This is a genomic window from Flavobacterium sp. FG68 (assembly GCF_057808895.1).
Genome location: NZ_JBMDIY010000005.1, coordinates 186,819 through 208,894 on the forward strand (window position 1 = coordinate 186,819; position 22,076 = coordinate 208,894).

Genomic DNA, 22,076 nt, shown 5'->3' on the forward strand with positions numbered 1-22,076 from the left:
TTTATTAACCAATTTTATTTAAAAGCGAATATAAGATTATTTGCAAAACCTCTTATTCATTTCTTAATACTCTATAAAAAAAATTAAGCTTTTTTACTTGAAAGCTTCTTCAAATCTAGCTTAGAATATCTTAACTAACTTATCTCGCTTGTGCATGAACTTAAGAAGTAATATTAAGCTTATACCCTTTTCCGCGTATAACAATAATTTGGACATTTGGATCATGTTCCAGTTTTTTTCTAAGTTTTGATATGAACATATCCAGACTACGGCCCACAATAACACCTTCATCTTCCCATATCTCTTTTTGCAGTCGGCTTCTTGCTATGGTTTCGTTAGGAGATGATGCAAAAATGAGCAATAAACGGGTTTCTGTTCCGGTGAGGTCTAATGTATTTTCATTTATGATCAGCTTACGGTTTTTCGCATCAAATAATACCGAACCTAAAGTGAACAAATTAGCAGAATCATTAGGTAAAGTTGCTTTTGGCTTTGCAGATCTAAAAAAAACAAATCCGACAAATGCTAAAAATGACAAACCGCCTACCAAAAAATATTTATTCTTTGCTGTATATATACCAAGTGGTTTAAATTTGATGTTAATCATGTAACATGCTTTGGGCTGTTTTCTTCCTTTACATGGTACAATATCATCTTTCTTATTTTTTGATATAGCATATCCATAAGCTACACTGGTATTTTCACAGTTCACTACATTAACAACATAATCACGTGCGAGTGGATCTTGGGCTAACAAACGCTGCGTAATATTCACCAAAGAATCTGTTTGAAAAGTAAAATCATTCTCAAACCTGATTTGATACTCATTTTCAGCAATCTTTTTTACAGGAAGAACTCTTGATGTTTTATCTCCCGATTGTAAAAGTAGTTCATGACCAATTCTGCGAAGCAAAATTTCCCTTCTTGCAATAGCAAAGTCGTCATTATCAGACATACTGAAAACTGTGCAGATTGCAGATATAAACAAAAGCAGTATCAATCCAAAGATGTACTTGCCTTTTCCGTAAAGGAGATTTCGACTATGATACATAGTGTCAAGTTTTTATTTACAAAGTTTACATTTTTATTTACAATCTAAACTCCTCAGGCTGAAATATATCAAAGTAATTTTGTTAAAACAAGTTTAAAGATTGTAAAAAATAAAAAGAATGCCTTACATGAACAAGATTTATCAGGAGATAGATCTATTTTAATTAAACCTAAAAAAAATATGAAAAAAATCATTTATGCACTGATCTTACCGCTAGTTGTGGTAAGTGGACTAGTTTTTACAAATTGTGAAACTAAAAATGAAACTCCTAAAAAACCAATTTCAAAGACGCTCTCTATTGCTGAAAGGAAAACCAAATTGAAAAAATGGGAAGCAACCCCTGATGGTGTAAAGTTCAAAAACTGGGAAATGTCTCCCCGAGGGAAAAAAGTGCTTGCCGGAGCTGCTAAAATAAGCAAGAATACCAATATGGAGGCTGTTATAACGTCTCTTTCTCTTCCGCCCGGATCATTATTAGGTTTCGGAGTGATGGCCAGGATTGATGGCGAAGATTATATTCTGAGATTTGAGCCAGAAAAGTCCCAACTTCAGCAATTGTACAGTCTGAAAGTTAACGACACAATAATTTTAAAAAGCCATGGTGTATCATATGCGCCCAAGTATTCGTATCCAATAATATCGGGCAGCTATGTAGAACGAGATAATAAAGTAATTTTTAAACGTATTCCTCGCAAGGGCGGCTGTTAAGTAATAAAATTAATTAACCCTGCTGACGCAAATGCCTCATTCGTGAATACAGTTTATAAATAAGTGAAACACTCGCCTCAGCTCGGTTAATTAATTTTTCTTCCATTTTTCGCTAAATCTTAATTTCGCCAGCTTTTCATAAAGGTTTTTTAAACTGTAAGTCCCAACCATTCCATAATCACTTATAGTTTTTACTTTACCATTATTAAAAGTTATTTTTAAATCTCCAGTTTGATCATCAGTATGCATTACGAAATATTCCTTATTTAAATTTTCAAAATCACAGTAATTTAAATATTCTTCTAATTTGTCAAATTCAGTTTTACTAATCTTTGTCAAAAACGTTCCTTCTTCTTCACCATAAGTAATTTTTTCATTTCCATTGAAGTTATAGTATCGAGCATTAAATACTGATAAGGAATCTCTATTTAATGTTAATTTATAAACCGGACAGGTTCCAAAACAACCCGAAGTACTAAATTCAATTTTGGTAATTTTATTCTTCTTCGGGTTTTCATTGTATTCTAAGAAATTGCCAAATTTAAAAGTTAAAACAGTTTTTGAATCAAAATAAGATTCTTTTTTCAAATCAAATTTTTTCTTGTAGATAGCTAAAAAAGGCTGAGAATTTATATATTCAACTTTTGGCACAATTGATTTCCCCCACTCTAAATCAATATATTTTGGTTTTATCTTTCCCATAATTCATTACTACAATTGGCGAAAAACTACATGATTCTTCATCAGAAAAACAAGTATGATTATCCCCAATAGCAAGCAAATCAGTATAACCGTTATTGTCAAAATCAGCTTTTGTATAAAATGTTTTGACATTAAGCTTATTTGCTAAAATTTTATTGGCACTATCATTCTCATAATGTCTATTAAAATCCTGAAGAATTTTTAATTTGTATTTTTTATAATTCGTATCACTTTTTTGAATGAATTTGTCTATTTCTAATTTAGTTTTTAAATTGTCTATTTCTGATTGAATTGTTTGTGTTTTGATAAATTCAGTTTGTTTTTTACATGATGCAAAAACAAGTACAATTAAAAATAATTTTACGATTTTCATTTTAAGTTTTTTAATGGCTTTTATATAATATTCCCAAAAAACAGGAGAGCAATTCCAATGTTTTTTTGTTCATCCGATAAAACTAAACAAACTTCGTCATTCATTGGAGATTCTTTTGTAATATTTTTTGGAGATTTTCAACAAGGATTGTTAGCCGTTTCATCTTTAATAACTTCTAAAACCCAATAACAATTTTTAACTATATTTGATCTGGATATTATTTTGTTTGGCAGCTTTTTTGCTGAAAAGAAAATCAAATCATCAAACCCAAATCTTAAAAATGAAAACAAACCTAATAACTCTTTTATTTGTATTTGCTGTTATAAATACGTTTGGGCAAACGCCAGCCGCATCAAAAACTACCAATACTAATAATAAAACTTTACCGCCTACTGAACAGGTCACGAATAAAGTTGTAAGCGCACTTAAAAAAGTTCCTTTAGACGAAGCGTCGATTCTAATTTATGACTACGACGGTGCTCTTTTTTCATACGATTTAGAATCTGAACAAATTGGCTGGACTGTAAAAGCGACAAGTCCTTTTACCGAAATGTGCGCCAATAAAGTAACTATCGCTAATGGCGTTGTGTACATTCCATTTATAAATGGTGAAATTGTTGCCGTAGATAATCAAAGTGGTGATGTATTTTGGAAATCAAGATTAGGAAATATCACAGATCAAATTGTTCTTAAAGATCAGGTTCCGGTTGTAAATAATGGAAAGCTATATCTAACTGCTCAAAACCAAAACGGAAGCAGTAATATTTATGCACTTGATACAAAAGATGGAAGTTTAGCATGGACTTACAAGCTGGATACTCCAACTAACGATATTCCGGTATTATTTTTTAACAACAAAGTTTTTGTTCCGAGTGCGACTAATTTATATGTTTTTGATGCCAATACAGGAAAAGTCCTTACTCAAAAAAGCTTTGACCAAAGTATGCACAGCAAACCTGTAACCGATGGCGAAAATGTTTTTATCGCAAATGAAAAAGATGTACTTTTCGCCTTAACTCCAGATAAACTAGATGTTTTATGGCAATTTAAATTACCTGAGGATCAGTATAACATTAAGGAACGCATCTTCACTAAAGACAAAAAATTATATTTTGCAGCGCAAGGCACAACAGTTTCTTCGGTATATGCTGTAGATTCTAAAACGGGAACTGAAATTTGGAAAAGAGATTTTCAAAATGATAATGTAGAATACATAACCGAAGACAGTGATAATATTTGGGGATATACTAAAAAAGGAAGACTTTTTCAGCTGGACATAAACAATGGTGAAATTGCATTTGAATTAAAATTAACAACGCAGCCTATTTCAAATATTGAATTTCCGGTTGATGATACTATATTTTATTATTGTGATGCCGGTTTAATTAAATTTGATTTAAGCACCAAAGATGAAGATTTATATTATATGCGAACTTCTATTAAAGATGATGTTTATACCGCATATTTAAAAATAATTAGATAAAATAGAAAACTCCAAAGTCATTTGATTTTGGAGTTTTTCATTTTAAAAGATGTTACTATTTTATTTCATTAAACTGATATTGGTTAAACCTCCATCTGATAAGATTTCTGTTCCAACAATAAAAGCAGAATCATCTGACGCCAGAAATACAGCAGCGTTTCCAATGTCTGATGGAAGACCTTGTCTGCCTACAGGAGTAATGTCTATCCACATTTGTTTTACAGCATCTAAGTGTTCTTCCGGTACTAATTTTCCAAATACAGGCGTGTCGATAGATCCGGGTGAAAGTGTATTCACACGTATTTTTCTTGGTAATAAATCTAATGATAAACCTTTTGCCAATGATATAATTGCTGCTTTTGCTGCCGAATAAATTGCCATTCCCGGCGCTGCCCGATGTGCCGCACTCGATCCGATAAGTATAATTGATGCACCATCATTTAAATAGGGAAGTGCTTTTTTTACGGTAAAATAAGAACTTTTCAAATTCAAATCCATATATCGGTCATAACCTTCTTCGGTAATATTTTCGATATCAGCCATAGGAACGCCGTCGACTACACCGCCCGCATTTACTACCAATACATCTATTTTTCCGAATTTATCAAAAGTCTTTTTAAATACATTTTCTAAGTCTTCACTTTTGGTTACATCACCCGCAATACCTATAAAATCTGATTTTAAAGCTGCAACTGCATCATTTAATGTTATTTCATTTCTTCCGGTTATAGCTCCGGAAGCTCCTTCGTTTTTGAATGCTTCTGCAATACCAAAACCTATTCCGCTATTACCTCCAGTAATTACGGCTACTTTATTTTTTAATTTGCTCATTTTGTTCTTTTTAAAAATTGGAAATAAATTATAATCCGAAAATCCCTCCCGAAACAGAAATTTTCTCTCCGGTAATCCACCCTGAATCATCAGAGGCTAGAAATACAGCTACTTTTGCAATATCTTCCGGCTGTCCGGTACGTCCAAGAGGTGTGCTGGCAACAAATTTTGTTTCGGCTTCACTGCCAATAAAACCTGCAGAATGTGAACCTTCTGTTTCTACTATTCCTGGCAAAATAGAATTGATTCTGATATTTCTTCCGATAAATTCTTTGGATAAAGAAATTGTAATAGCGTCTAAAGCTGCTTTGGTTGCAGAATATACAGAGCCTGTTGGTAGTGGCGATTTACCAGCTTCTGAACTGATGTTAATTATGTTTCCGCCTTTTTCTCCAAACAATTTTAAAGCCGCCTGAATTGAAAGTAATGATCCTAAAACATTAATATTAAATTGCGAATGGAAAGATTGCGCAGACAATTGTTCAATTGGTGCATATTGGTAAATTCCTGCATTGTTTACCAAAATATCTAATGTCCCAAAAGCATTTTTGGTTTCCTCAAAAAGTCTGTTTACATCAGATTCATTTGAAACATCGCCCTGAACTGCAATTGCTGTTCCTCCGTTATCTTTTATTGCTTTTACTACTTTGTCTGCATCGTCTTTACTTGATGCGTAATTCACTACAACTTTTGCACCTTCTGCTGCAAAATATTTAGCAATAGAGGCCCCAATTCCTTTTGAAGCGCCTGTAATAATTGCTACTTTATTTTTTAATTTGCTCATTTTTATAATTTTAAATTATGTTTACTGATGCAAATTTATGTCAGTTTAATTTATTTTAGTAACTTTGTAACTAAAAGTAACAGTAACCTTGGAGTAACAAAGTAACCTTATGGAATGTAATTTACGCGAGAAAGAGAAGCACAAAAAAGAGATGATGGCTGTGCAGGATTCAATGGATGTGTTGAGCGGAAAATGGAAAATATCTATTATTTCTTCTATTTGTTATTATAACGAAAGAAGGTTTTCGGATATCCTGAATGATGTTGTTGGCATTTCAAACAAAATGCTGAGTAAGGAATTAAAAGAACTGGAAGTAAATAAACTAATTAAAAGATTGGTTCTTGACACACAGCCTGTAAGTGTTCATTATGTTCTTACAGATCATGGAAAAACGCTGCAGACAATCATTAATAATTTGACTGATTGGGGAATTGAACATCGAAAAAAAATTATTGAGGAATAATTTTGGAGGTTTTTTATTAGATATGAGTATAATCCCTACGGGATATTTTTTATTGGGCTCTTATTTTTTTCTACCGATATTTTGCTACCGATATTTAACTCCTAACGGAGTATTATTCATTTATTGGGTCTTCTTTTTTCTACCGATATTTAATTTCTACGAAATACTCCGGCAGGAGTTAAATATCGGTAGAAAAAAAACAATGAATGCTAAATATTTGTCCCGTAGGGAACTAGACAAACATAATACCTTGTATTTCAATAATTGCCATGTTCTTCAAAATCAATGTAACAATCAAACAAGATTATCATTCTTTGTTTCATGATATTACAATAATCTAAATAGTAGTTGTAATCAAACCAATCATCTCTTAAGCGGGTTAAAATCCACAGAGATTCTTCTTTCTTAAAAATTTCCCAGGCGTTCTGAGATTTTATCAGAGCTTTTTTCTGAGTTTCTGTTGACTTTACCTTTAATAATTGATAGTATTTATTAATTACTTTTTCATACCTGCTTGTCACATGCTTAACTAAATCAACTTGTTGTTTATAATTTACAGGAACTTTCCTGTTCTTATTTCTAAAATAATATCCAATTCTAAAAGTGTCAATTGCAAAATCTGAATACAATTTCTTTGTAAATGGATTCATTACATTTGATTCAACTAAGGATTTTAAATCAGGTATTTTAGATTCAATTTGTGAATTAATAAACTCATCGCTATTTTCTTTTATATCATTTTGTGAAAAGCAGGCAGTTAAACAAAAACTAAAAATAAGGGCGAGTATATTTTTTATCATTTGGTTCGTTTTATATATAATCCCTTACGGGATATTCTTTGCGGGTTCCTTTTTTATTCTACCGATATTTAACTCCTAACGGAGTATTTCGTAGAAATTAAATATCGGTAGAAAAAACAATCAAACCAAAATATTTGTCCCGTAGGGACTAAACTAATAATAATCAATTTTTATCTACTCTTTTTCAAACGATTCGGGAAAATTTTCATTCAAATAATCTGAAAGCTTTTCAAAATCTTTAGAATTCCTTTTGACTAAATTGATTTTTGATCCTTCTTTTGTTTTTAAAATTATATTTCGTCCCGTTTTAAAACCTAATAATTCATACTGATTTTCACTCCAACCTGAAACAGTTTTTAAACTGTATTGTTTCGGCTTCGAGAATATTTGACGAATAGTTAAAACATCATCAATGAGCGTATAATATTTAATCCTGCTTACATTTTTTATGAATAATAATACTGTAATTATACTAAGTGTTGCGAATAGTGATTTTTCCCATGGTTCTTTCAGCCGTTCAATTTGCACATAGGCCAATAAACTGAAGCACAAAATCCATGCAATATTCAGTATTATATCTTTCGTAATGTGTTTCATTTAAATACTTTTTAACTTATTTCATGAGCTAATATAAGAAATATCTTCACCGAACCTTATCATCAATAACTTCATCCCTCCACCAAACAAATCTCAAAAACCGTTTTCCCGTTCTCAGTTTTAAACGAAACATAACCGCCATGCGCTTCTATAATATTTTTAGAAAGCGTTAAACCAATTCCGGCGCCTTCATTTCGGGTGGTAAAGAAGGGCAGGAAAACTTTATTTTCAATTTCTTTTTCGATTCCGCTTCCGGTGTCGGTGATTTTAATGTAAGTTCTGTTTTCTTTGGCTTCTGCCGAAATTAGAATTTGTTTTTGAGTTGTACTTTTTAAGGCGTAAACAGCATTCGTTAAAAGATTAATGATAACTTGTTCCGTTTGCTGCGGGTCAACATTAATTGGACGTTTTAGTGAAATTGCGTTTACAACTTCAATTCCGTCTTTTTTAAATAACGGATTCATGATTTGCAGACAATTCTCAATCAAAGGCTGTAGCTCTATTTTTTGTTTTTTTGGAGACGGAAGCATGGCTAATTTTCGATAACCTTCAACAAATTTCTGCAAATGATCACTTCGTCTTAACATGGTTTCGACGCTGTTTTTGATATCTTCTAAATCTTCTGCCGAAAGTGAATCCTGCTCAACCAAATCCTGCAGGTTTTGACAAATAGAACGAATGGGCGTTATCGAATTTAAAAGTTCATGCGAAATCACTTTCATCAAATTAACCCACGCATCTTTTTCTTTTTTCTCGACTACATTTTGAATAGAATCGAGTAAAACAATACAATATTCTCGTTCATAAATTTCTGTTTTGGAGGCCTGCAAAACAAAAGTCTGTGCGGCTTGTTCGTTTATACTAATTTCTACAGACGTTTTTATTTCATGAAAATCATCTTCTTCAATAATTTCACAAAGTGATGGTAATTGATTTTTAAGATATTTCCATTTCGAAACTTTAGGAACATTAAAATGAGACGAGAAATAATCATTCATCAAAAATATATCCCAGTCATTTTCTTGTTTTTCTAAAATGATAATTCCGGTTTCGATATTATTTAAAATAGAGCTGTAAATAATGTCTTTTGAAATTTGTTCGTTTTGTCTGCTTTTCAAAGTATCGTACAATTGAAATAAATCTCCGTAATTTTTATCGCCTTTATGTTTGGTGAAATCTGACGAAAAATCATCCTGCAGAATTGAAGAAATGGTTTTATCATAAATGAGGACAAAATTGCGAACATAAAAATACATTTCGCGAATGAGCAGAAAAACAATAAAAAGGCCAAATATTCCCGTAAAAAGCAAATCAATTTTAAAGAAATAAATCGAAATTTCGATTCCCAAAACAATGGCGATCAATCGAAAAAAGAGCAGTTTATAAGTTTGCAGTGTTTTAAACATACTAGTTAATATTGATGTTATATTTCTCTAAACGTCTGTATAAAGAACCTCTTGACAAACCTAATTCATCGGCAGTTTTACTGATATTATTATTGTGCTTAAGAAGTGCTTTTTCAATCGTCGCCTTTTCTACAGAAGAAAGCTGTATATCATCCGGGTTTTCATCATAAGGAGTTATGGTTTCTAAATCTAAATCAGAAACTGTGATTGTATTGTTTTCGCAAAGAATAACTGCGCGTTCAATTTTATTTTCCATTTCACGGATGTTTCCGTTCCAGGCGTGTTTTTCAATTTGTTCCAAAACCTTTTTATCAAAAGTAATTTCACTTCTTCCGTATTTTTCAATCATTTTATCCAGAAGATATTCTGCCAGCGGAATTTTATCTTCGTTTCGTTCCCGAAGCGGCGGCAGTACAATCTCCATCGTATTAATGCGATAATACAAATCTTCTCTGAAATTTTTATCTGCAACTTCCAGTTTTAGATTCAAATTGGTTGCCGTAATGATTCTAACATTCAAAGGTCTTGCTTTAGTTTCTCCCAATCTTGTTACGGTTTTGGTTTGAATAACCTGCAATAATTTAGATTGCAAATGCAGTGGAACGTTTCCTATTTCATCTAAAAAAATAGTTCCATTCTGCGCCATTTCAAAACGTCCGGGCGTATCAATTTTTGCATCGGTAAAAGCGCCTTTTGCGTAGCCGAATAATTCACTTTCGAAAATATTCGAATTCAGCGAACCTAAATCAACCGCTATAAATGGATTATTTTTTCTTTCAGACTGGCTGTAAATATGATGTGCCAAAACAAATTTTCCTGTTCCGTTTTCTCCAAGAATTAAAACGTTGGCATCTGTTTTAGCGACTTTATCGGCGAGCGAATATGCTTTTTTTATTATTTCAGAAGTGCCAATAAAAAAGTCATTATCGGTTTCAATCTCTTTGTTCTTTTTTTGTTCTTTTCGGGATTTATCAACGGCTTGTTTTACAGATTCTAAAAGTTTTTTATTTTCCCAGGGTTTTAAGATATAATCAAAAGCGCCCGATTTTAATCCTTCAACAGCCGTTTCTACTTTACCAAAAGCGGTCATTAATATCACAACAGTTTTCGGCGAAAGCGTTTTTATTTCTTTCAGCAAGTATAAACCTTCTCTTCCATCTTCAAAACCTATTCTGTAATTCATGTCGAGCAAAACGACATCGATGGTATTTTTCGACAATAATTCGACTATTTTTTTTGGATTATTAAGTGTATGAATGTTCTCAAAATACTTTTTCAAGTACACTTTTGATGCAAAAAGAATGTCTTCCTGATCGTCGATGATTAATATTGATGCGTTTGTCTTTTTCATTTTTGTTCGGTTTTGGACAAAAGGTGTCCAATTGTGGACACTATAGCTTTTTTTCGGATAATAAAATTTTAAAAATAAGGCAGTTACAAACTTTAATTTTTTGGCATGAAAATCACATTTAGACTTGTAAATCATTAATTATTAAAGCCTTCTGAAAGTAAAAATAGCAAAATAAATATCTATAAATCGCATTGTTAATTATCTTAATTTTCGGGTGTGTTTCTTTTACTTCAGAAGACAAAAAAATCAGAAAACGAATAGCAATCAAACATTAAAAAATCAATTATGATTACGATCAAAAAACTTTCTAAAATTTTTAGAACCGAAGAAGTAGAAACAAATGCTTTAAGCGAAATTTCATTAACCATAAACGAAGGTGATTTTGTCTCGATAATGGGACCGTCCGGAAGCGGGAAATCGACTTTATTAAATATCATCGGATTATTAGACAGCGCTTCTGGCGGAAGTTATGAATTGCTGGGACAGGAAATGATTGGCCTGAAAGAGAAATTAAAATCGAAAGCCAGAAAAGAAAATATTGGGTTCATTTTTCAGAATTTTAATTTAATTGATGAATTATCGGTTTATGATAATATCGAACTGCCTTTGATTTACAATAATGTTCCGTCATCTGAAAGAAAGAAAAAAATAGAGCATATTGCAACAGTTTTAGGTATTTCACATCGTTTGAAACATTTTCCGCAACAGCTTTCGGGCGGGCAGCAGCAGCGTGTAGCGGTTGCAAGGGCTTTAATTAATGACCCTAAAATTATACTTGCCGATGAGCCTACAGGAAATCTGGATAGTAAAAACGGAAATGAAGTAATGGAATTATTGACAGATCTTCATGCTGCCGGTTCTACAATTTTGATGGTGACGCATTCTGATTATGACGCTTCTTTTTCGCAGAAAATAATTTTAATGAAAGATGGTGTTATTCTTTCTGAAAAATTGAATCAGAGAAATGTGGATGTTTTAGTAACTTCTAAAAAATAAGGTCATGCTGAAAAATTGGATTAATGTTTTTACGTATCATATAAAAAACAATAAGCTGTTTACGGTTTTGAATGTTTTGGGATTGAGTATTGGAATTGCGGGTTTAATTTTTGCAATTTTGTATTGGAACGACGAACAGAGTTATGATCAATGGAACCCGAACAAAGACAATGTATTTTTAGTAGCCAATCAAATGGACCCAACCACATATTGGGCTTCAAGTTCTGCACCTATCGGCTCTGCCATAAAAAATACAAGTCCGGAAGTCGAATCTTTTTGTTATTTAAATGGCAATTACGATAATGAAATTATTCATTACAATAATAAAAAAGTACAGTCTGACAAAATTGTTATAGCACAGAAAAACTTTTTCGAATATTTTCCTTATTCCTTTATTGAAGGAAATATAAAAAATGCACTGCCTGATGTAAATAGTATTAGTATATCCCAGGATTTGTCGCAGCAGCTTTTTGGAAGCGAGAGCGCTTTAGGGAAAAAGGTTATTTTACAAAATCAGGTTTTAATTGTTAGAGGTGTTTACAAACTGGATAAAAAATCGGTTTTTAATCCTTCGTGTGTAGTCAATTTCATGGACACACGAGTAAAAAACAGCATTCAGCAATGGGGGAACTTTCAGTTTATTCTTTTATTAAAATTAAAAAAACCAACTGATTCAGAAATCGTTACAAAAAATCTGGCTAAAGTTTATTATGAGAACATGATGATGCCGCGGGCCAAAGCTCAAGGCATGAGTCCGCAAGAATTTATTCAAAAATTTGGAGAAGTAAAACCTCATTTAGAACCTTTATCGATTGTTCGTTTACATACTAAAACCGGTGGTTTGATAGAATCCAACGGAAATTATCAGTTATTATTGATTTTTGCTGGATTATCAATTTTAGTCTTAATACTATCAATTGTAAACTATGTCAATTCTGCTACTGCAAATGCTGTAAAAAGAGCTAAGGAAGTTGGTGTTCGAAAGATCATTGGAGCTTCGAAAATAGAAATCATACAACAGTTTATTTTTGAAACTGCCATCATTTCATTGTTTTCTATTTTAATATCGCTTGTTATTGTAGAACTTTCCCTGCCATATTACAATGTTTTTTTAGAAAAAACACTTGTATTACAAAGCAATCAGTTTTATCTGCAGCTTTTCGTTATATTTATTATAATGATAATTGCAGCAGGAATTTTTCCGGCGGTATATGTTTCAAACTTTGATGTTTTAAAAGTATTGCGAGGAAATTTTGCCCGAAGTAAAAATGGTATCTGGCTTCGAAACGGAATGTTGATTTTTCAATTTGCTGTGGCAGCTTTCTTTATTATTGGTTCTTATATAGTATATCAGCAGATTAATTATATGAACTCAAAAGATGTCGGTTTTAACGGAAACCAGATTCTGAATATCTCTTATCGAAATATTTATGGTGAAAAAATTAGTAATGAAGACAGAATGCGCAAATACAACGGCATTAAAAATGAATTGCTGCGTATTAAGGGAGTAAAACAAGTTTCCGGCGGCGGATTTGTTTTGGGAAACGGTGCAAAATCAGTAATTTCATATCATCATAAAGATATAAATATAGACGGAAATAATATTCCGGTAGACTTTGGCCTTCTTGAAATGATGAAAATAAAAATAGTTAAAGGACGCTATTTAAGTCCTGATTATTCTCAGGATACTATTAATTCTATGCTGATTAATGAAACCGCTTTAAAATTATTAAACGAGAAAGATCCAATAGGAAAAAAAATTAACTGGGACGGAAAAGCAGCCATTATCGTAGGAGTTGTAAAAGATTTTAATATTGGAAATCCCGGCGAAGCCATACCTCCTGTGACTATATTTCATTTTAAAAGTGTACCGTGGTTTACGAACCTTTTGAACAATATTTATGTAACAGCTGATCCTAAAACCATGTCGCAGAATATAGCCGATATAGAAAATTTGTGGACAAAAAAAGTTGATTCTGATTATCCGTTTTTATATGATTTTGTAGATAAAGAATATAAAAAGTCATACAGCAGTTATGTAAAACAAAAAAATCTTTTCTCTTTATTGAACATTATCGTAATTACAATTGCGCTTTTCGGATTATTTGCTTTGGCTTCTTATTCGATTGAAAGACGAATGAAAGAAATCGCTATTAGAAAAACTCTTGGTGCAGAAACGAATGTTTTATTAATAGAACTTTGTAAACAGTATATCTTTTTCTGCATCATTGGTTTTTTAATTGCTTTATTTCCTGTTTATTATTTACTAAATAAATGGCTGGAGAATTTCGCCTATAGAATTACCATTTCTATGTATCCTTTTTTAATTGGATTTACTGCTTTACTTTCATTAACGTTATTAGTTGTTCTTTCAAGGGCTTATCAGGCAACAAAAGTTGATGTTTTGAAATATCTGAAATATGAATAAATTCAGTTTGCATTAAAATAAAAAAGACTCCAAATATAGATTTGGAGTCTTTTCATTAAATTATTTTTTTTAGTCTTACCAAGGACTTACTCCTGTTTCATCTTCAATATCATTACTAAAAAACTGCCCATTTGGTCCGTTTTCATCTGTTACCGTATGTTTAATAATGAATGATGCTGCACTTTCTACAGTTCCTGGTCCACTATGATGATTAAAATCTGTTGCGGTGTAACCCGGATCAATTGCATTTACTTTAAAAGACAAATCTTTTAGTTCAAAAGCCAGTACAATGGTATATGCATTTAATGCTGATTTTGAAGTTCCATAAGCTGCCGATTTGAAATCGTAATATTTCCAAGTTGGATCACTATGCAAAGTCAAAGAACCAAGTCCCGAAGTAATATTACTGATTCTCGGACTGTCTGATTTTTTAAGTAATTCTAAAAAAGCCTGAGTAACACTTATAACACCAAAAAAGTTTGTTTCAAATACATCTTTAATGTCTTTTACGCTGGTATCTGAAGCCGTTTGAGGAAACTGACCGCCGCTTATTCCTGCATTATTAATCAGGATATCTAATTTTCCCTGCTCGTTTTCTACAATATTCTTTGCTGCTAAAATAGAATCCGGATTGGTAACATCAATCTCAATGGCTTTTATGTTTTGAAATCCATCTTTGTTTAATTGTTTTACAACTTCATTTCCTTTTTCAAGATCGCGGCTTCCTAAATAAACAAACAATCCTTGCTTTGAAAGTTGTTTTGTTATTTCTAATCCTATGCTTCTGTTTGCTCCTGTTATTAATACTGATTTCATTTTTAATTTGTTTTAAAATTATAATACAAAGTTGGTTACTTTGAAAATGGAATCATTTGTCATTTGGCAAAAAGCAATTTTAACTGATATTTTTTCTAATTCTGCTTAATGACGATTGTGTAATTCCTAAATAAGAAGCCACATAAGATAACGGAATGCGATTGATAACGTTTGGATAAATTTTCAGAAACATTAAATAACGTGTAGTGGCATCTTCTGAAACCAGCGGACTTCTTCTTTCTACTTTTTGTCTCAATGCTTTTGAAATAATTCTGTGCACAATAGCGTCCCAGCCAATAATTGTTTCTAAAAGTTCCCTCCAGTCTTTTTTAGAAAAAACCAGCAGTTTACAATCTGTTATTGCCTGCACATAAGCATTGGAACAAATATCATTGTCGAAACTTTCCATGTCAACAACCAGATTATTTTCGTCGATAAAATATTTGGTAATTTCTTCACCTCTATTGTTGTAATAACAAACGCGGGTAATTCCGTCTAAAACAAAACCGACTTGCTGCGCAATTTTTCCAGCTTCCGAAAAATATTCCTCTTTCTTAAGTTCCAGTACAGTTGTTTTACTCGCAATTAAATCCAGCTGATGCTGATTTAAAGTTCCAAATTGCAATATATAATCTATAAATTCTTTCATAGAGGCAAGTTAATCAAAGTTATTGGTGCAAAATTTGTCATTTGGCAAAAACGATTCAAACTATAAAAATTATTTTCCCAGTAAATTTTCGGTGCTGGATAAGAATTCTTCAGTCGCTTTTTCAATATCAATATTCATTCTTTCGGCTAAAATTGTAAGCCACCAAATCGATTCTCCTAATTTATGTTTGAGTTCTTGTTCTGTATTTCCTTTTGGCCATCTTCCCTGCTGCGACATTACGTTACGCCCAACTAAGCCGGCATCTGTCAAAAATGCTAGTGCATCTTCTTCAATTGTCCATTCACTTCCGTGATGCGATAATTCTAATTCGTGATAACGCTTTCTTATTTCTAAAGAACGTTCTTTTAGCTGTTCAAAATTTATTGATGCCATAATTTAATTTTTATTGAATTGTTCCTGAAACGCAATTGGACTAATATTCGTTTTCTTTTTAAATAATTTATTGAAAGACTGCGGATGCTCAAAACCTAATTTATAGGCAATTTCAGAAATTGAAAAAATTCCTTTCGTAATATATTCTTTTGCCTTTTCTATCAGTTTGTCATGAATAAACTGCTGTGTATTTTGTCCCGAAAGATTCCGAAGCAAATCGCTTAAATATCTGGCAGACAAACCTAATTCATCAGCAACAAATTGTACGGTTGGCAAACCATTTTCAAGTGCTTTTTCGTTATTAAAGTAGTCTTCAAGTAAAATTTCCAATTTCGAAAGTACATCATTATTAACCGCTTTTCGGGTAATAAACTGTCGGTTGTAAAAACGATTGCTATAATTAAGTAAAAGTTCTATTTGCGAAATAAGTACGTCCTGACTAAAATTGTCAATTCGTTCTTTTAGCTCATTTTGAATATTAGCAAAGACCCCTAAAATAGTTTCTTTTTCATTTTCTGATAAATACAAAGCTTCAGATGCCATATACGAAAAGAATCCATACTTTTTAATATTGGCGTTTAATGTATAAGGCCGAATAAAATCAGGATGAATATTTAAGGACATTCCGCTGTAATCGGCTTCTTCCTCTTGCATTTTTAAAATTTGTCCCGGCGAAACAAATGACATTCCGCCTTCTTCAAAATCATAAAAACCATGTCCGTACCGAAGCTTTCCCGAAAAATGAGTTTTAAAAGAGATTTTATAAAAATCTAAAATAATTCCGTTTTCAAAATCTTTGGGGTCAAATACAGCTTCGCCATAATTTAAAATACTAATAAGCGGATGCATGGGCTTTGGCTGTCCCATCGCTTTATGCAGTTCTGAAATGCTGTTGAATATTTTAGGCTGATTTTTCATTTTACAAATTTATAAAATGTTCGACTGGCGCAATATTCCAGCTCACTGTGCTTTGATCAATCATATCGTGTACAACAGAATCGCTAAGTTCAATCATTAATTTATGCATGGCATCTGTACCTTCTGCTGCGCTGTCCCAAACCAACATATCGTAAACAATTCCCTTTTTCAATTCAAAAATGGTTCTGGAACGAAATCCTTTTTGACGTTTTAAAAATTCGTCGATTGCTGCATTGGCTTCAATAAATTGCTGTGTTGTAAAACCATTTAATTTAAAAGTTGTTAATTCTATCGCTTGATTTTTCATCTTATTTTAAATTAAAAAGTAAACATTGCTTTTATATTCTGTACTTGAGTTTCAGCGCCATTTTTCAATCTTTCATCATATAAAGCATTAGCATCATTTCCGGCAATATATCTTAATTGATTTTTATTATCCGTCGCTGCTTCGTATATAATTTGAGCAACATCTTCTGCATTTGTATAATTCTCTAATTGCTCTGCGCTGTAGCCTTTACTAACTTCTGCGGTTAATTTTTCATACGCTTCGTGTTGTCCAACTTCCATAGAACGGATTGCAAAATCAGTTTTCATTCCGCCTGGAGCGACAACTTTAACCTGAATTCCAAATTGGGTTAATTCTGATGCTAAACTTTCTGAAAAGCCATCAACACCAAATTTTGTTGCGCTGTAAATAGAACAAGTCGGAAATCCAATTAATCCGAAAGTAGAAGTAACATTAATAAAAATACCACTTTTTTTCTCACGAAAATGTGGTGTAAAAGCTTTTGAAATTCTAATAACACCAAATAAATTCGTAACAATCTGGCGCTCGATTTGAATTTCACTTAAAGATTCTAATGCGCCAATTAATCCGTAACCGGCATTGTTTAACACAACATCTACAGAATATTTCTCTGTAATGTTTTGTATATTTTCCGTAATTTGTTCCGAATTTGTAACGTCAAGCGGAAGTACGATTACGTTTTTTAATGAAGTTAGTTCGGTTTCCTTTTCTGGATTTCGCATGGTGGCAATTACCTGCCAGCCTTTGCTTTGAAATAATTTTGCTGCTGATTTTCCTAAACCAGTTGAAGCTCCTGTAATAAAAATTGTCTTTTGCATTTTTAATTGTTTTAAAATTATAATGCAAAGATCAGCCGAAGCCTGAAGTTGTTTTTAGCCGTTTTGGACAATTGGTTAGCCAAAATGACGATTAAGAAATAAATTAATCGCCGCCACAGCCACCGCATGAACTTCCACAAGAACTACCGCATGAGCTTCCACATGAACTTCCACATCCTGAATTACTGTTTGATGACAAAAAGTTATTATTTGCAGGCATGACCAAAGGCATAAAAGAAGCTGTCAGTCCTCCGTATAAAAAATAATTCCTCTGCCAGTCTTGTTCAACATTAGTATTACTTTTTCCTTCTTTAAAAGAGGAGTGAATTGTATGGAAAAATAAATAGTTCACTACTTTCTTATAGTAACGATAAGAGATCGCTGCTAAAATTATGGTTATAATAAGAATATTAGTTACAGCCTTATCTCTAGAAACTCCTGTAATAATTCTGCTAAAGCCTATATTTAAAAGAAGCCCAAAAACTACCAGCGCTACTTTTATGATAAATAAAAATTGCTTAGAATCTAAAATCGTTTCTCTAATTTTTTCGACTCCTTTTTTTAGTTGTTGAAATATTGGTTTGTTTATAATTAACTGATGTAATTGTAGATAAGATATTAAATCATATTCTTTCATGATCTCAATAACACAATTTTCATATTGATTATTTGTTAGCGTATCATCGATTAAGTTTAAATTATTACCTGTAACCTGAATTCTTCTATTTTCAATTAAATTATTTACGACTCCATGAATTACATAGTCTAGATTATTTTTTTGAAAGAAGACCAATTCTAAAGGTGTGAGATTGCTAATGATTAATTTCGACTTAATTTTTTCAATCAGCGAATCACAAGCTTTTTTGACAAATTGCATCAATAAAAATGTTGTCAAAGCAAACAAGAATATGTAATACCATGCAAAATATGGATTATCAATTTGAATCAAAATTGGTTTTAGAAGAAGAGAAATAGGAAAAATTAAAAGTATAAATGCTCCTAAAAAAATTATTTTTAATATTCCGAGATTATAATTAGCGTTATCTAATTGAAGAGAATCCATTGGATTTCCAAGATTCCAAATTTCTTCAGACTGTTTTCCAAAATTTAATTCGTATAATTTTTTAGTAACTTCTTTTGCTTTATAGAATTTCTCGTGTTCAGCCTTATTGTGTGTTGACGGAATATGTTCTATTCTTTTTGCCAAAATTGTACAGAGATCAGAATAGGAATTTGTAAATATTAAATGCTGGTGCCAAACAATATCAACAATTTCTGAAGGAGAAACCATTTCGCTTGAAGTTGCGGCCAGATACATGAATTTTTTATATTCTAAAATCGCTGTTTTAGTAAAATAAATGGTCCAACTATTTTCGAATGCTAATCTTGTTGAAAATCCGTATTGATCATTTGGTTTGTCGAGATCAAAATTTTCGATTTGATTCCAAAGTTGTATATCCATATAAAATTAAAGTTCTTTCGTTAAACGATCTAACTCTTTTAATAAAGTCGGCATTCTAAATTCGCCCGCCATAGTTTCAACTTTTTGGAAAGCTTCTTCTAAATCAATCCCAATAGATGTTACAAATAATGGTTTTGCGCTGTCGCCTCTTAACAAAGGCTTTTTATCTTTTTCTATACTGGCAAAATTAGTTTTGGCCATACCAATGATCGGAATTTTACTATTTAGCTTTTCATATAAACGTCCGCCTAAGCCATACTTTTTATCATCATCTAAATATACGAATCCGTCCACAATTATAGCTTCTATATTTTCCAAATCAATCTGATTTAACAAACTGATAATACACGGAAGTTCTCTTTTATAGAATTCTCCCGGAATATATTCTGAAACATTATCAATTATTTCTGTGTGAACTTTAAAGTTTTTATCTTCATTCCAATTCTCAAATTCAAGGCATACAGTTTTTGCTTTATTATCAAAGTAATAAGTATCGAAGGCTAATATCATATCTATTTTTACTCTTTAAACTCTTAATGAACCACGGAAACCTCTCGCAGCATAATACGAATCGGCGCCATTATGATATACAAAAACCGTATCATAACGGAAATCTGAAAAAATTGCACCACCTAATTTTCTAATATTTTCAGGAGTTAAAATCCAGCTTGAAGTTTTAGTATCAAACTTTCCAAGTTTTTGAAGTTCACGATATTCTTCTTCACCCAAAATTTGAATTCCCATTTCTGAAGCCATATTTATAGCACTGTCTTTTGGTTTATTCTCTTTTCTTTTTTCTAGTGCTTCATGATCGTAACAAATACTTCTGCGCCCTTTTGGACTTTCAGTTGCACAATCATAAAAAATATATTCATTTGTTTTGTCATCATAACCTACGACATCCGGTTCTCCTTCAGTTCTTTCCATTTCGTCAAGCGACCAAAGTTTTACAGGATTAGCTTTTAGTTTTGACTCAACTTTTTCCCATTCAATATTTTGATGACGATGTTTATTATTTTCAAAACGTGCTTCAAGAATACTTAACAATGATTTTTGCTGTTCTAATGACAATTTATATTTTTGATTATTCATGGCTTTTGAATTAATTATATGGAAATAAATTCTGAGAGATATTTTTCAAGCTTTTCTATATTCTCTTTTTGTCCCTGATCTGCTTTGTGAGCTTTTACAATAATATCAAACATTTCCTCAGAATCGAATAAAAGTGTCCAGTCTAATAGTGTTTCTGAATTTTCAGATTCAAATAAAACAGTTGTAATAAAATGCGGATTGAAATGTTCGAAGACAATTTTTTTAAATGGTATAATTTCTTTAAAGATACTACGGTTTGGATAATTCTTTCCATCCGGTCCGTGCATTGTTAAATTCCACTCACCTTCTTTTTCAAAATCCATTTTATGAATTGTATTTGTAAAACCGTTTGGTCCCCACCAATTTGAAATATGTTCCGGATTTGTCCACATTTCCCAAACTATATCCGTGGGAGCCTTAAGCAGTATTTTACTTTGAAGAATTCTATTTTGAATATTATTTGCGCTTTCCATATTTACCAGAATGATTTAATCGTTCAACCCTTTCCCATCTAAAATATTTGGAATATTTTTTTCTACTCTCGCCTCTCTTGTTTTTGATTGTTTTGGTTGAGAAAAATGTAAAAGATAAGCCCTTTGTCTTCCAGGTGTAAGTGCAGAAAAAGCTTTTTGTAAATCAGGCATAGCATCTAATTTCTTCTGAAATTCTTCAGATACTTCAAATTCAGAAGTTTTTTTAAGTTCTACTTTCAAACCGGCTTTTTCAATTTCTATCGCCTGATAAATATATGTTTTTAAGATGTCTTTTAATCCGACAATTTCTTTAAGATTTGTAAATCGTATTTGACGCGCTGCCTGAACATTTTCAGATTGCTGGATCAAAATACCATCTGTATCTTTTAATAAAGCACCTTTAAAAAACAAAAAAGCACAATATTCTTTAAAAGAATGAATTAGTACGACGTTATTTTCTTTATAAGTATAACAAGGAACACCCCATTTTAATTCTTCGCTTAATTGACATTCAAGGGCAATTTTTCGCATTAAAATTAATTCTTCCTGCCATTTCTTGGCTTCATCAAAAAAGAAATCAACTTTTGGATTTGGATTAACTTGTAACATTCTAAACTTTTTAATTACTCTTTCAAAATAGGAGAAAGATTTTAATTTAAAATTAAAACTTTTTTTTCATTTAATAGTACATTTAAAAATCCATCAAACTTGAAGAGCATATTATTTAATAGCGAAATAGAAATGAAATGATTTTAAAATCTAAAATTTAACAAGCAAAAAACAAGATTTAAGGCATTATCTATCGAAAAGCACATGACTAATACAATTTCTAAATAAAAGGAATGAATATCGAACGATATTTAGATGTTCAGAAAATAAAATTACTCAGCAGTTACAACCATGCAAATTTTAGTTTCCTATCTTGGAATTTAGTTTCCAAAAGTATTATAAAACAAAAAACCCTATCCGTTTTGGATAGGGTTTTTCAAAAGAAAGGCGACGACATACTCTCCCACAATACTGCAGTACCATCTGCGCAGGCGGGCTTAACTACTCTGTTCGGGATGGGAAGAGGTGAGCCCCGCCGCAATAACCACCTTAAGGTTGTTAGTCTAAAGTTCAAGGTCATAAAGTGGTAAAGTCTTTCGACTTTTGACTTTAATCTTTCGACTTAA

At 31.8% G+C, this 22,076-nt stretch carries 25 protein-coding genes and 1 rRNA gene; 5 read left to right on the forward strand and 21 right to left on the reverse strand.

The window, feature by feature from the left end:
• Positions 1-160 precede the first annotated feature (160 nt).
• The gene (locus ACODSB_RS05390; RefSeq protein ID WP_488936265.1) at positions 161-1,051 is read right to left on the reverse strand and encodes a winged helix-turn-helix domain-containing protein; all 891 of its coding nucleotides are present in this window, start codon (positions 1,049-1,051) and stop codon (positions 161-163) included.
• 180 nt (positions 1,052-1,231) lie between these two features.
• Between ACODSB_RS05390 and ACODSB_RS05395 the strand changes: the two genes are divergently transcribed.
• Positions 1,232-1,759, forward strand: coding sequence for a hypothetical protein (locus ACODSB_RS05395; RefSeq protein ID WP_488936266.1), 528 nt, complete (start codon positions 1,232-1,234; stop codon positions 1,757-1,759).
• 90 nt (positions 1,760-1,849) lie between these two features.
• On the opposite strand, the gene ACODSB_RS05400 is transcribed toward ACODSB_RS05395, so the two are convergent.
• Positions 1,850-2,461: a DUF6438 domain-containing protein gene (locus tag ACODSB_RS05400; RefSeq protein WP_488936267.1), complete on the reverse strand. Its 612-nt coding sequence runs from the start codon at positions 2,459-2,461 to the stop codon at positions 1,850-1,852.
• Positions 2,433-2,834 (reverse strand): hypothetical protein, encoded by a 402-nt coding sequence (locus tag ACODSB_RS05405; RefSeq protein ID WP_488936268.1) that lies wholly within the window; start codon positions 2,832-2,834, stop codon positions 2,433-2,435. Before ACODSB_RS05405 ends, ACODSB_RS05400 begins: the two co-directional genes overlap by 29 nt.
• Before the next feature lie 280 nt (positions 2,835-3,114).
• On the opposite strand from ACODSB_RS05405, the gene ACODSB_RS05410 reads away from it, so the two are divergent.
• Entirely contained in the window at positions 3,115-4,317 is a 1,203-nt protein-coding gene (locus ACODSB_RS05410; protein ID WP_488936269.1) for a PQQ-binding-like beta-propeller repeat protein, read from the forward strand.
• Positions 4,318-4,377: 60 nt separating this feature from the next.
• Here the strand turns inward: ACODSB_RS05410 and ACODSB_RS05415 are convergent, their stop codons facing one another.
• Together ACODSB_RS05415 and ACODSB_RS05420 are read right to left on the reverse strand one after the other, a co-directional pair.
• Complete coding sequence (locus ACODSB_RS05415) at positions 4,378-5,148, reverse strand: SDR family NAD(P)-dependent oxidoreductase (protein ID WP_488936270.1); 771 nt, start codon at positions 5,146-5,148, stop codon at positions 4,378-4,380.
• Positions 5,149-5,176: 28 nt separating this feature from the next.
• The gene (locus ACODSB_RS05420; protein WP_488936271.1) at positions 5,177-5,932 is read right to left on the reverse strand and encodes an SDR family NAD(P)-dependent oxidoreductase; all 756 of its coding nucleotides are present in this window, start codon (positions 5,930-5,932) and stop codon (positions 5,177-5,179) included.
• Positions 5,933-6,041: 109 nt separating this feature from the next.
• On the opposite strand from ACODSB_RS05420, the gene ACODSB_RS05425 reads away from it, so the two are divergent.
• Positions 6,042-6,395 carry a winged helix-turn-helix transcriptional regulator gene (locus tag ACODSB_RS05425; protein ID WP_291146102.1) on the forward strand — a complete coding sequence of 118 codons (354 nt, stop codon included), beginning with the start codon at positions 6,042-6,044 and terminating at the stop codon, positions 6,393-6,395.
• Positions 6,396-6,652: 257 nt separating this feature from the next.
• On the opposite strand, the gene ACODSB_RS05430 is transcribed toward ACODSB_RS05425, so the two are convergent.
• The 4 genes from ACODSB_RS05430 to ACODSB_RS05445 form a co-directional block, all read right to left on the reverse strand.
• Entirely contained in the window at positions 6,653-7,195 is a 543-nt protein-coding gene (locus ACODSB_RS05430; RefSeq protein WP_488936272.1) for a hypothetical protein, read from the reverse strand.
• A gap of 174 nt (positions 7,196-7,369) precedes the next feature.
• Positions 7,370-7,792 (reverse strand): hypothetical protein, encoded by a 423-nt coding sequence (locus tag ACODSB_RS05435; protein WP_488936273.1) that lies wholly within the window; start codon positions 7,790-7,792, stop codon positions 7,370-7,372.
• A 71-nt stretch (positions 7,793-7,863) separates the two neighbouring features.
• Entirely contained in the window at positions 7,864-9,198 is a 1,335-nt protein-coding gene (locus ACODSB_RS05440) for a sensor histidine kinase (protein WP_488936274.1), read from the reverse strand.
• A 1-nt stretch (position 9,199) separates the two neighbouring features.
• On the reverse strand, positions 9,200-10,549 hold the full coding sequence (locus tag ACODSB_RS05445) for a sigma-54-dependent transcriptional regulator (RefSeq protein ID WP_053470749.1): 1,350 nt from the start codon (positions 10,547-10,549) through the stop codon (positions 9,200-9,202).
• Positions 10,550-10,834: 285 nt separating this feature from the next.
• On the opposite strand from ACODSB_RS05445, the gene ACODSB_RS05450 reads away from it, so the two are divergent.
• Both ACODSB_RS05450 and ACODSB_RS05455 read left to right on the forward strand, forming a co-directional pair.
• Positions 10,835-11,545, forward strand: a complete 711-nt coding sequence (locus ACODSB_RS05450; protein ID WP_488936275.1) for an ABC transporter ATP-binding protein — start codon at positions 10,835-10,837, stop codon at positions 11,543-11,545.
• Positions 11,546-11,549: 4 nt separating this feature from the next.
• A complete protein-coding gene (locus ACODSB_RS05455; RefSeq protein ID WP_488936276.1) occupies positions 11,550-13,973 on the forward strand; it encodes an ABC transporter permease in 2,424 nt (807 codons plus the stop codon).
• Positions 13,974-14,048: 75 nt separating this feature from the next.
• Here ACODSB_RS05455 and ACODSB_RS05460 read toward each other — a convergent pair whose 3' ends face one another.
• The 12 genes from ACODSB_RS05460 to rrf form a co-directional block, all read right to left on the reverse strand.
• Positions 14,049-14,789 (reverse strand): SDR family oxidoreductase, encoded by a 741-nt coding sequence (locus tag ACODSB_RS05460; protein WP_488936277.1) that lies wholly within the window; start codon positions 14,787-14,789, stop codon positions 14,049-14,051.
• A 79-nt stretch (positions 14,790-14,868) separates the two neighbouring features.
• Positions 14,869-15,438 carry a Crp/Fnr family transcriptional regulator gene (locus ACODSB_RS05465; RefSeq protein WP_488936278.1) on the reverse strand — a complete coding sequence of 190 codons (570 nt, stop codon included), beginning with the start codon at positions 15,436-15,438 and terminating at the stop codon, positions 14,869-14,871.
• Between the two features lie 69 nt (positions 15,439-15,507).
• Positions 15,508-15,831, reverse strand: coding sequence for a MazG-like protein (locus tag ACODSB_RS05470; RefSeq protein WP_488936279.1), 324 nt, complete (start codon positions 15,829-15,831; stop codon positions 15,508-15,510).
• A 3-nt stretch (positions 15,832-15,834) separates the two neighbouring features.
• The gene (locus ACODSB_RS05475) at positions 15,835-16,749 is read right to left on the reverse strand and encodes a helix-turn-helix domain-containing protein (RefSeq protein WP_488936280.1); all 915 of its coding nucleotides are present in this window, start codon (positions 16,747-16,749) and stop codon (positions 15,835-15,837) included.
• 1 nt (position 16,750) lies between these two features.
• Positions 16,751-17,056, reverse strand: coding sequence for a hypothetical protein (locus ACODSB_RS05480; RefSeq protein WP_488936281.1), 306 nt, complete (start codon positions 17,054-17,056; stop codon positions 16,751-16,753).
• Between the two features lie 11 nt (positions 17,057-17,067).
• A complete protein-coding gene (locus ACODSB_RS05485; protein WP_488936282.1) occupies positions 17,068-17,874 on the reverse strand; it encodes an SDR family oxidoreductase in 807 nt (268 codons plus the stop codon).
• 103 nt (positions 17,875-17,977) lie between these two features.
• Positions 17,978-19,336: a hypothetical protein gene (locus ACODSB_RS05490; protein WP_488936283.1), complete on the reverse strand. Its 1,359-nt coding sequence runs from the start codon at positions 19,334-19,336 to the stop codon at positions 17,978-17,980.
• 6 nt (positions 19,337-19,342) lie between these two features.
• Positions 19,343-19,846, reverse strand: coding sequence for an endonuclease V (locus ACODSB_RS05495; protein ID WP_488936284.1), 504 nt, complete (start codon positions 19,844-19,846; stop codon positions 19,343-19,345).
• Positions 19,847-19,861: 15 nt separating this feature from the next.
• Positions 19,862-20,428 carry a DUF4256 domain-containing protein gene (locus ACODSB_RS05500; RefSeq protein ID WP_488936285.1) on the reverse strand — a complete coding sequence of 189 codons (567 nt, stop codon included), beginning with the start codon at positions 20,426-20,428 and terminating at the stop codon, positions 19,862-19,864.
• 14 nt (positions 20,429-20,442) lie between these two features.
• Positions 20,443-20,901: an SRPBCC domain-containing protein gene (locus ACODSB_RS05505; RefSeq protein ID WP_488936286.1), complete on the reverse strand. Its 459-nt coding sequence runs from the start codon at positions 20,899-20,901 to the stop codon at positions 20,443-20,445.
• Positions 20,902-20,916: 15 nt separating this feature from the next.
• On the reverse strand, positions 20,917-21,510 hold the full coding sequence (locus tag ACODSB_RS05510; protein ID WP_488936287.1) for a YdeI/OmpD-associated family protein: 594 nt from the start codon (positions 21,508-21,510) through the stop codon (positions 20,917-20,919).
• Between the two features lie 382 nt (positions 21,511-21,892).
• A 5S ribosomal RNA gene (gene rrf / locus ACODSB_RS05515) occupies positions 21,893-22,002 on the reverse strand.
• Between the last annotated feature and the right edge of the window lie 74 nt (positions 22,003-22,076).

Excerpts from the sequence above, each read along its gene's own strand:
- ACODSB_RS05390 (WP_488936265.1), bottom strand. The coding sequence starts at position 1,051 with ATGTATCATAGTCGAAATCTCCTTTACGGAAAAGGCAAGTACATCTTT.
- ACODSB_RS05395 (WP_488936266.1), top strand. The coding sequence starts at position 1,232 with ATGAAAAAAATCATTTATGCACTGATCTTACCGCTAGTTGTGGTAAGT.
- ACODSB_RS05400 (WP_488936267.1), bottom strand. The coding sequence starts at position 2,461 with ATGGGAAAGATAAAACCAAAATATATTGATTTAGAGTGGGGGAAATCA.
- ACODSB_RS05405 (WP_488936268.1), bottom strand. The coding sequence starts at position 2,834 with ATGAAAATCGTAAAATTATTTTTAATTGTACTTGTTTTTGCATCATGT.
- ACODSB_RS05410 (WP_488936269.1), top strand. The coding sequence starts at position 3,115 with ATGAAAACAAACCTAATAACTCTTTTATTTGTATTTGCTGTTATAAAT.
- ACODSB_RS05415 (WP_488936270.1), bottom strand. The coding sequence starts at position 5,148 with ATGAGCAAATTAAAAAATAAAGTAGCCGTAATTACTGGAGGTAATAGC.
- ACODSB_RS05420 (WP_488936271.1), bottom strand. The coding sequence starts at position 5,932 with ATGAGCAAATTAAAAAATAAAGTAGCAATTATTACAGGCGCTTCAAAA.
- ACODSB_RS05425 (WP_291146102.1), top strand. The coding sequence starts at position 6,042 with ATGGAATGTAATTTACGCGAGAAAGAGAAGCACAAAAAAGAGATGATG.
- ACODSB_RS05430 (WP_488936272.1), bottom strand. The coding sequence starts at position 7,195 with ATGATAAAAAATATACTCGCCCTTATTTTTAGTTTTTGTTTAACTGCC.
- ACODSB_RS05435 (WP_488936273.1), bottom strand. The coding sequence starts at position 7,792 with ATGAAACACATTACGAAAGATATAATACTGAATATTGCATGGATTTTG.
- ACODSB_RS05440 (WP_488936274.1), bottom strand. The coding sequence starts at position 9,198 with ATGTTTAAAACACTGCAAACTTATAAACTGCTCTTTTTTCGATTGATC.
- ACODSB_RS05445 (WP_053470749.1), bottom strand. The coding sequence starts at position 10,549 with ATGAAAAAGACAAACGCATCAATATTAATCATCGACGATCAGGAAGAC.
- ACODSB_RS05450 (WP_488936275.1), top strand. The coding sequence starts at position 10,835 with ATGATTACGATCAAAAAACTTTCTAAAATTTTTAGAACCGAAGAAGTA.
- ACODSB_RS05455 (WP_488936276.1), top strand. The coding sequence starts at position 11,550 with ATGCTGAAAAATTGGATTAATGTTTTTACGTATCATATAAAAAACAAT.
- ACODSB_RS05460 (WP_488936277.1), bottom strand. The coding sequence starts at position 14,789 with ATGAAATCAGTATTAATAACAGGAGCAAACAGAAGCATAGGATTAGAA.
- ACODSB_RS05465 (WP_488936278.1), bottom strand. The coding sequence starts at position 15,438 with ATGAAAGAATTTATAGATTATATATTGCAATTTGGAACTTTAAATCAG.
- ACODSB_RS05470 (WP_488936279.1), bottom strand. The coding sequence starts at position 15,831 with ATGGCATCAATAAATTTTGAACAGCTAAAAGAACGTTCTTTAGAAATA.
- ACODSB_RS05475 (WP_488936280.1), bottom strand. The coding sequence starts at position 16,749 with ATGAAAAATCAGCCTAAAATATTCAACAGCATTTCAGAACTGCATAAA.
- ACODSB_RS05480 (WP_488936281.1), bottom strand. The coding sequence starts at position 17,056 with ATGAAAAATCAAGCGATAGAATTAACAACTTTTAAATTAAATGGTTTT.
- ACODSB_RS05485 (WP_488936282.1), bottom strand. The coding sequence starts at position 17,874 with ATGCAAAAGACAATTTTTATTACAGGAGCTTCAACTGGTTTAGGAAAA.
- ACODSB_RS05490 (WP_488936283.1), bottom strand. The coding sequence starts at position 19,336 with ATGGATATACAACTTTGGAATCAAATCGAAAATTTTGATCTCGACAAA.
- ACODSB_RS05495 (WP_488936284.1), bottom strand. The coding sequence starts at position 19,846 with ATGATATTAGCCTTCGATACTTATTACTTTGATAATAAAGCAAAAACT.
- ACODSB_RS05500 (WP_488936285.1), bottom strand. The coding sequence starts at position 20,428 with ATGAATAATCAAAAATATAAATTGTCATTAGAACAGCAAAAATCATTG.
- ACODSB_RS05505 (WP_488936286.1), bottom strand. The coding sequence starts at position 20,901 with ATGGAAAGCGCAAATAATATTCAAAATAGAATTCTTCAAAGTAAAATA.
- ACODSB_RS05510 (WP_488936287.1), bottom strand. The coding sequence starts at position 21,510 with ATGTTACAAGTTAATCCAAATCCAAAAGTTGATTTCTTTTTTGATGAA.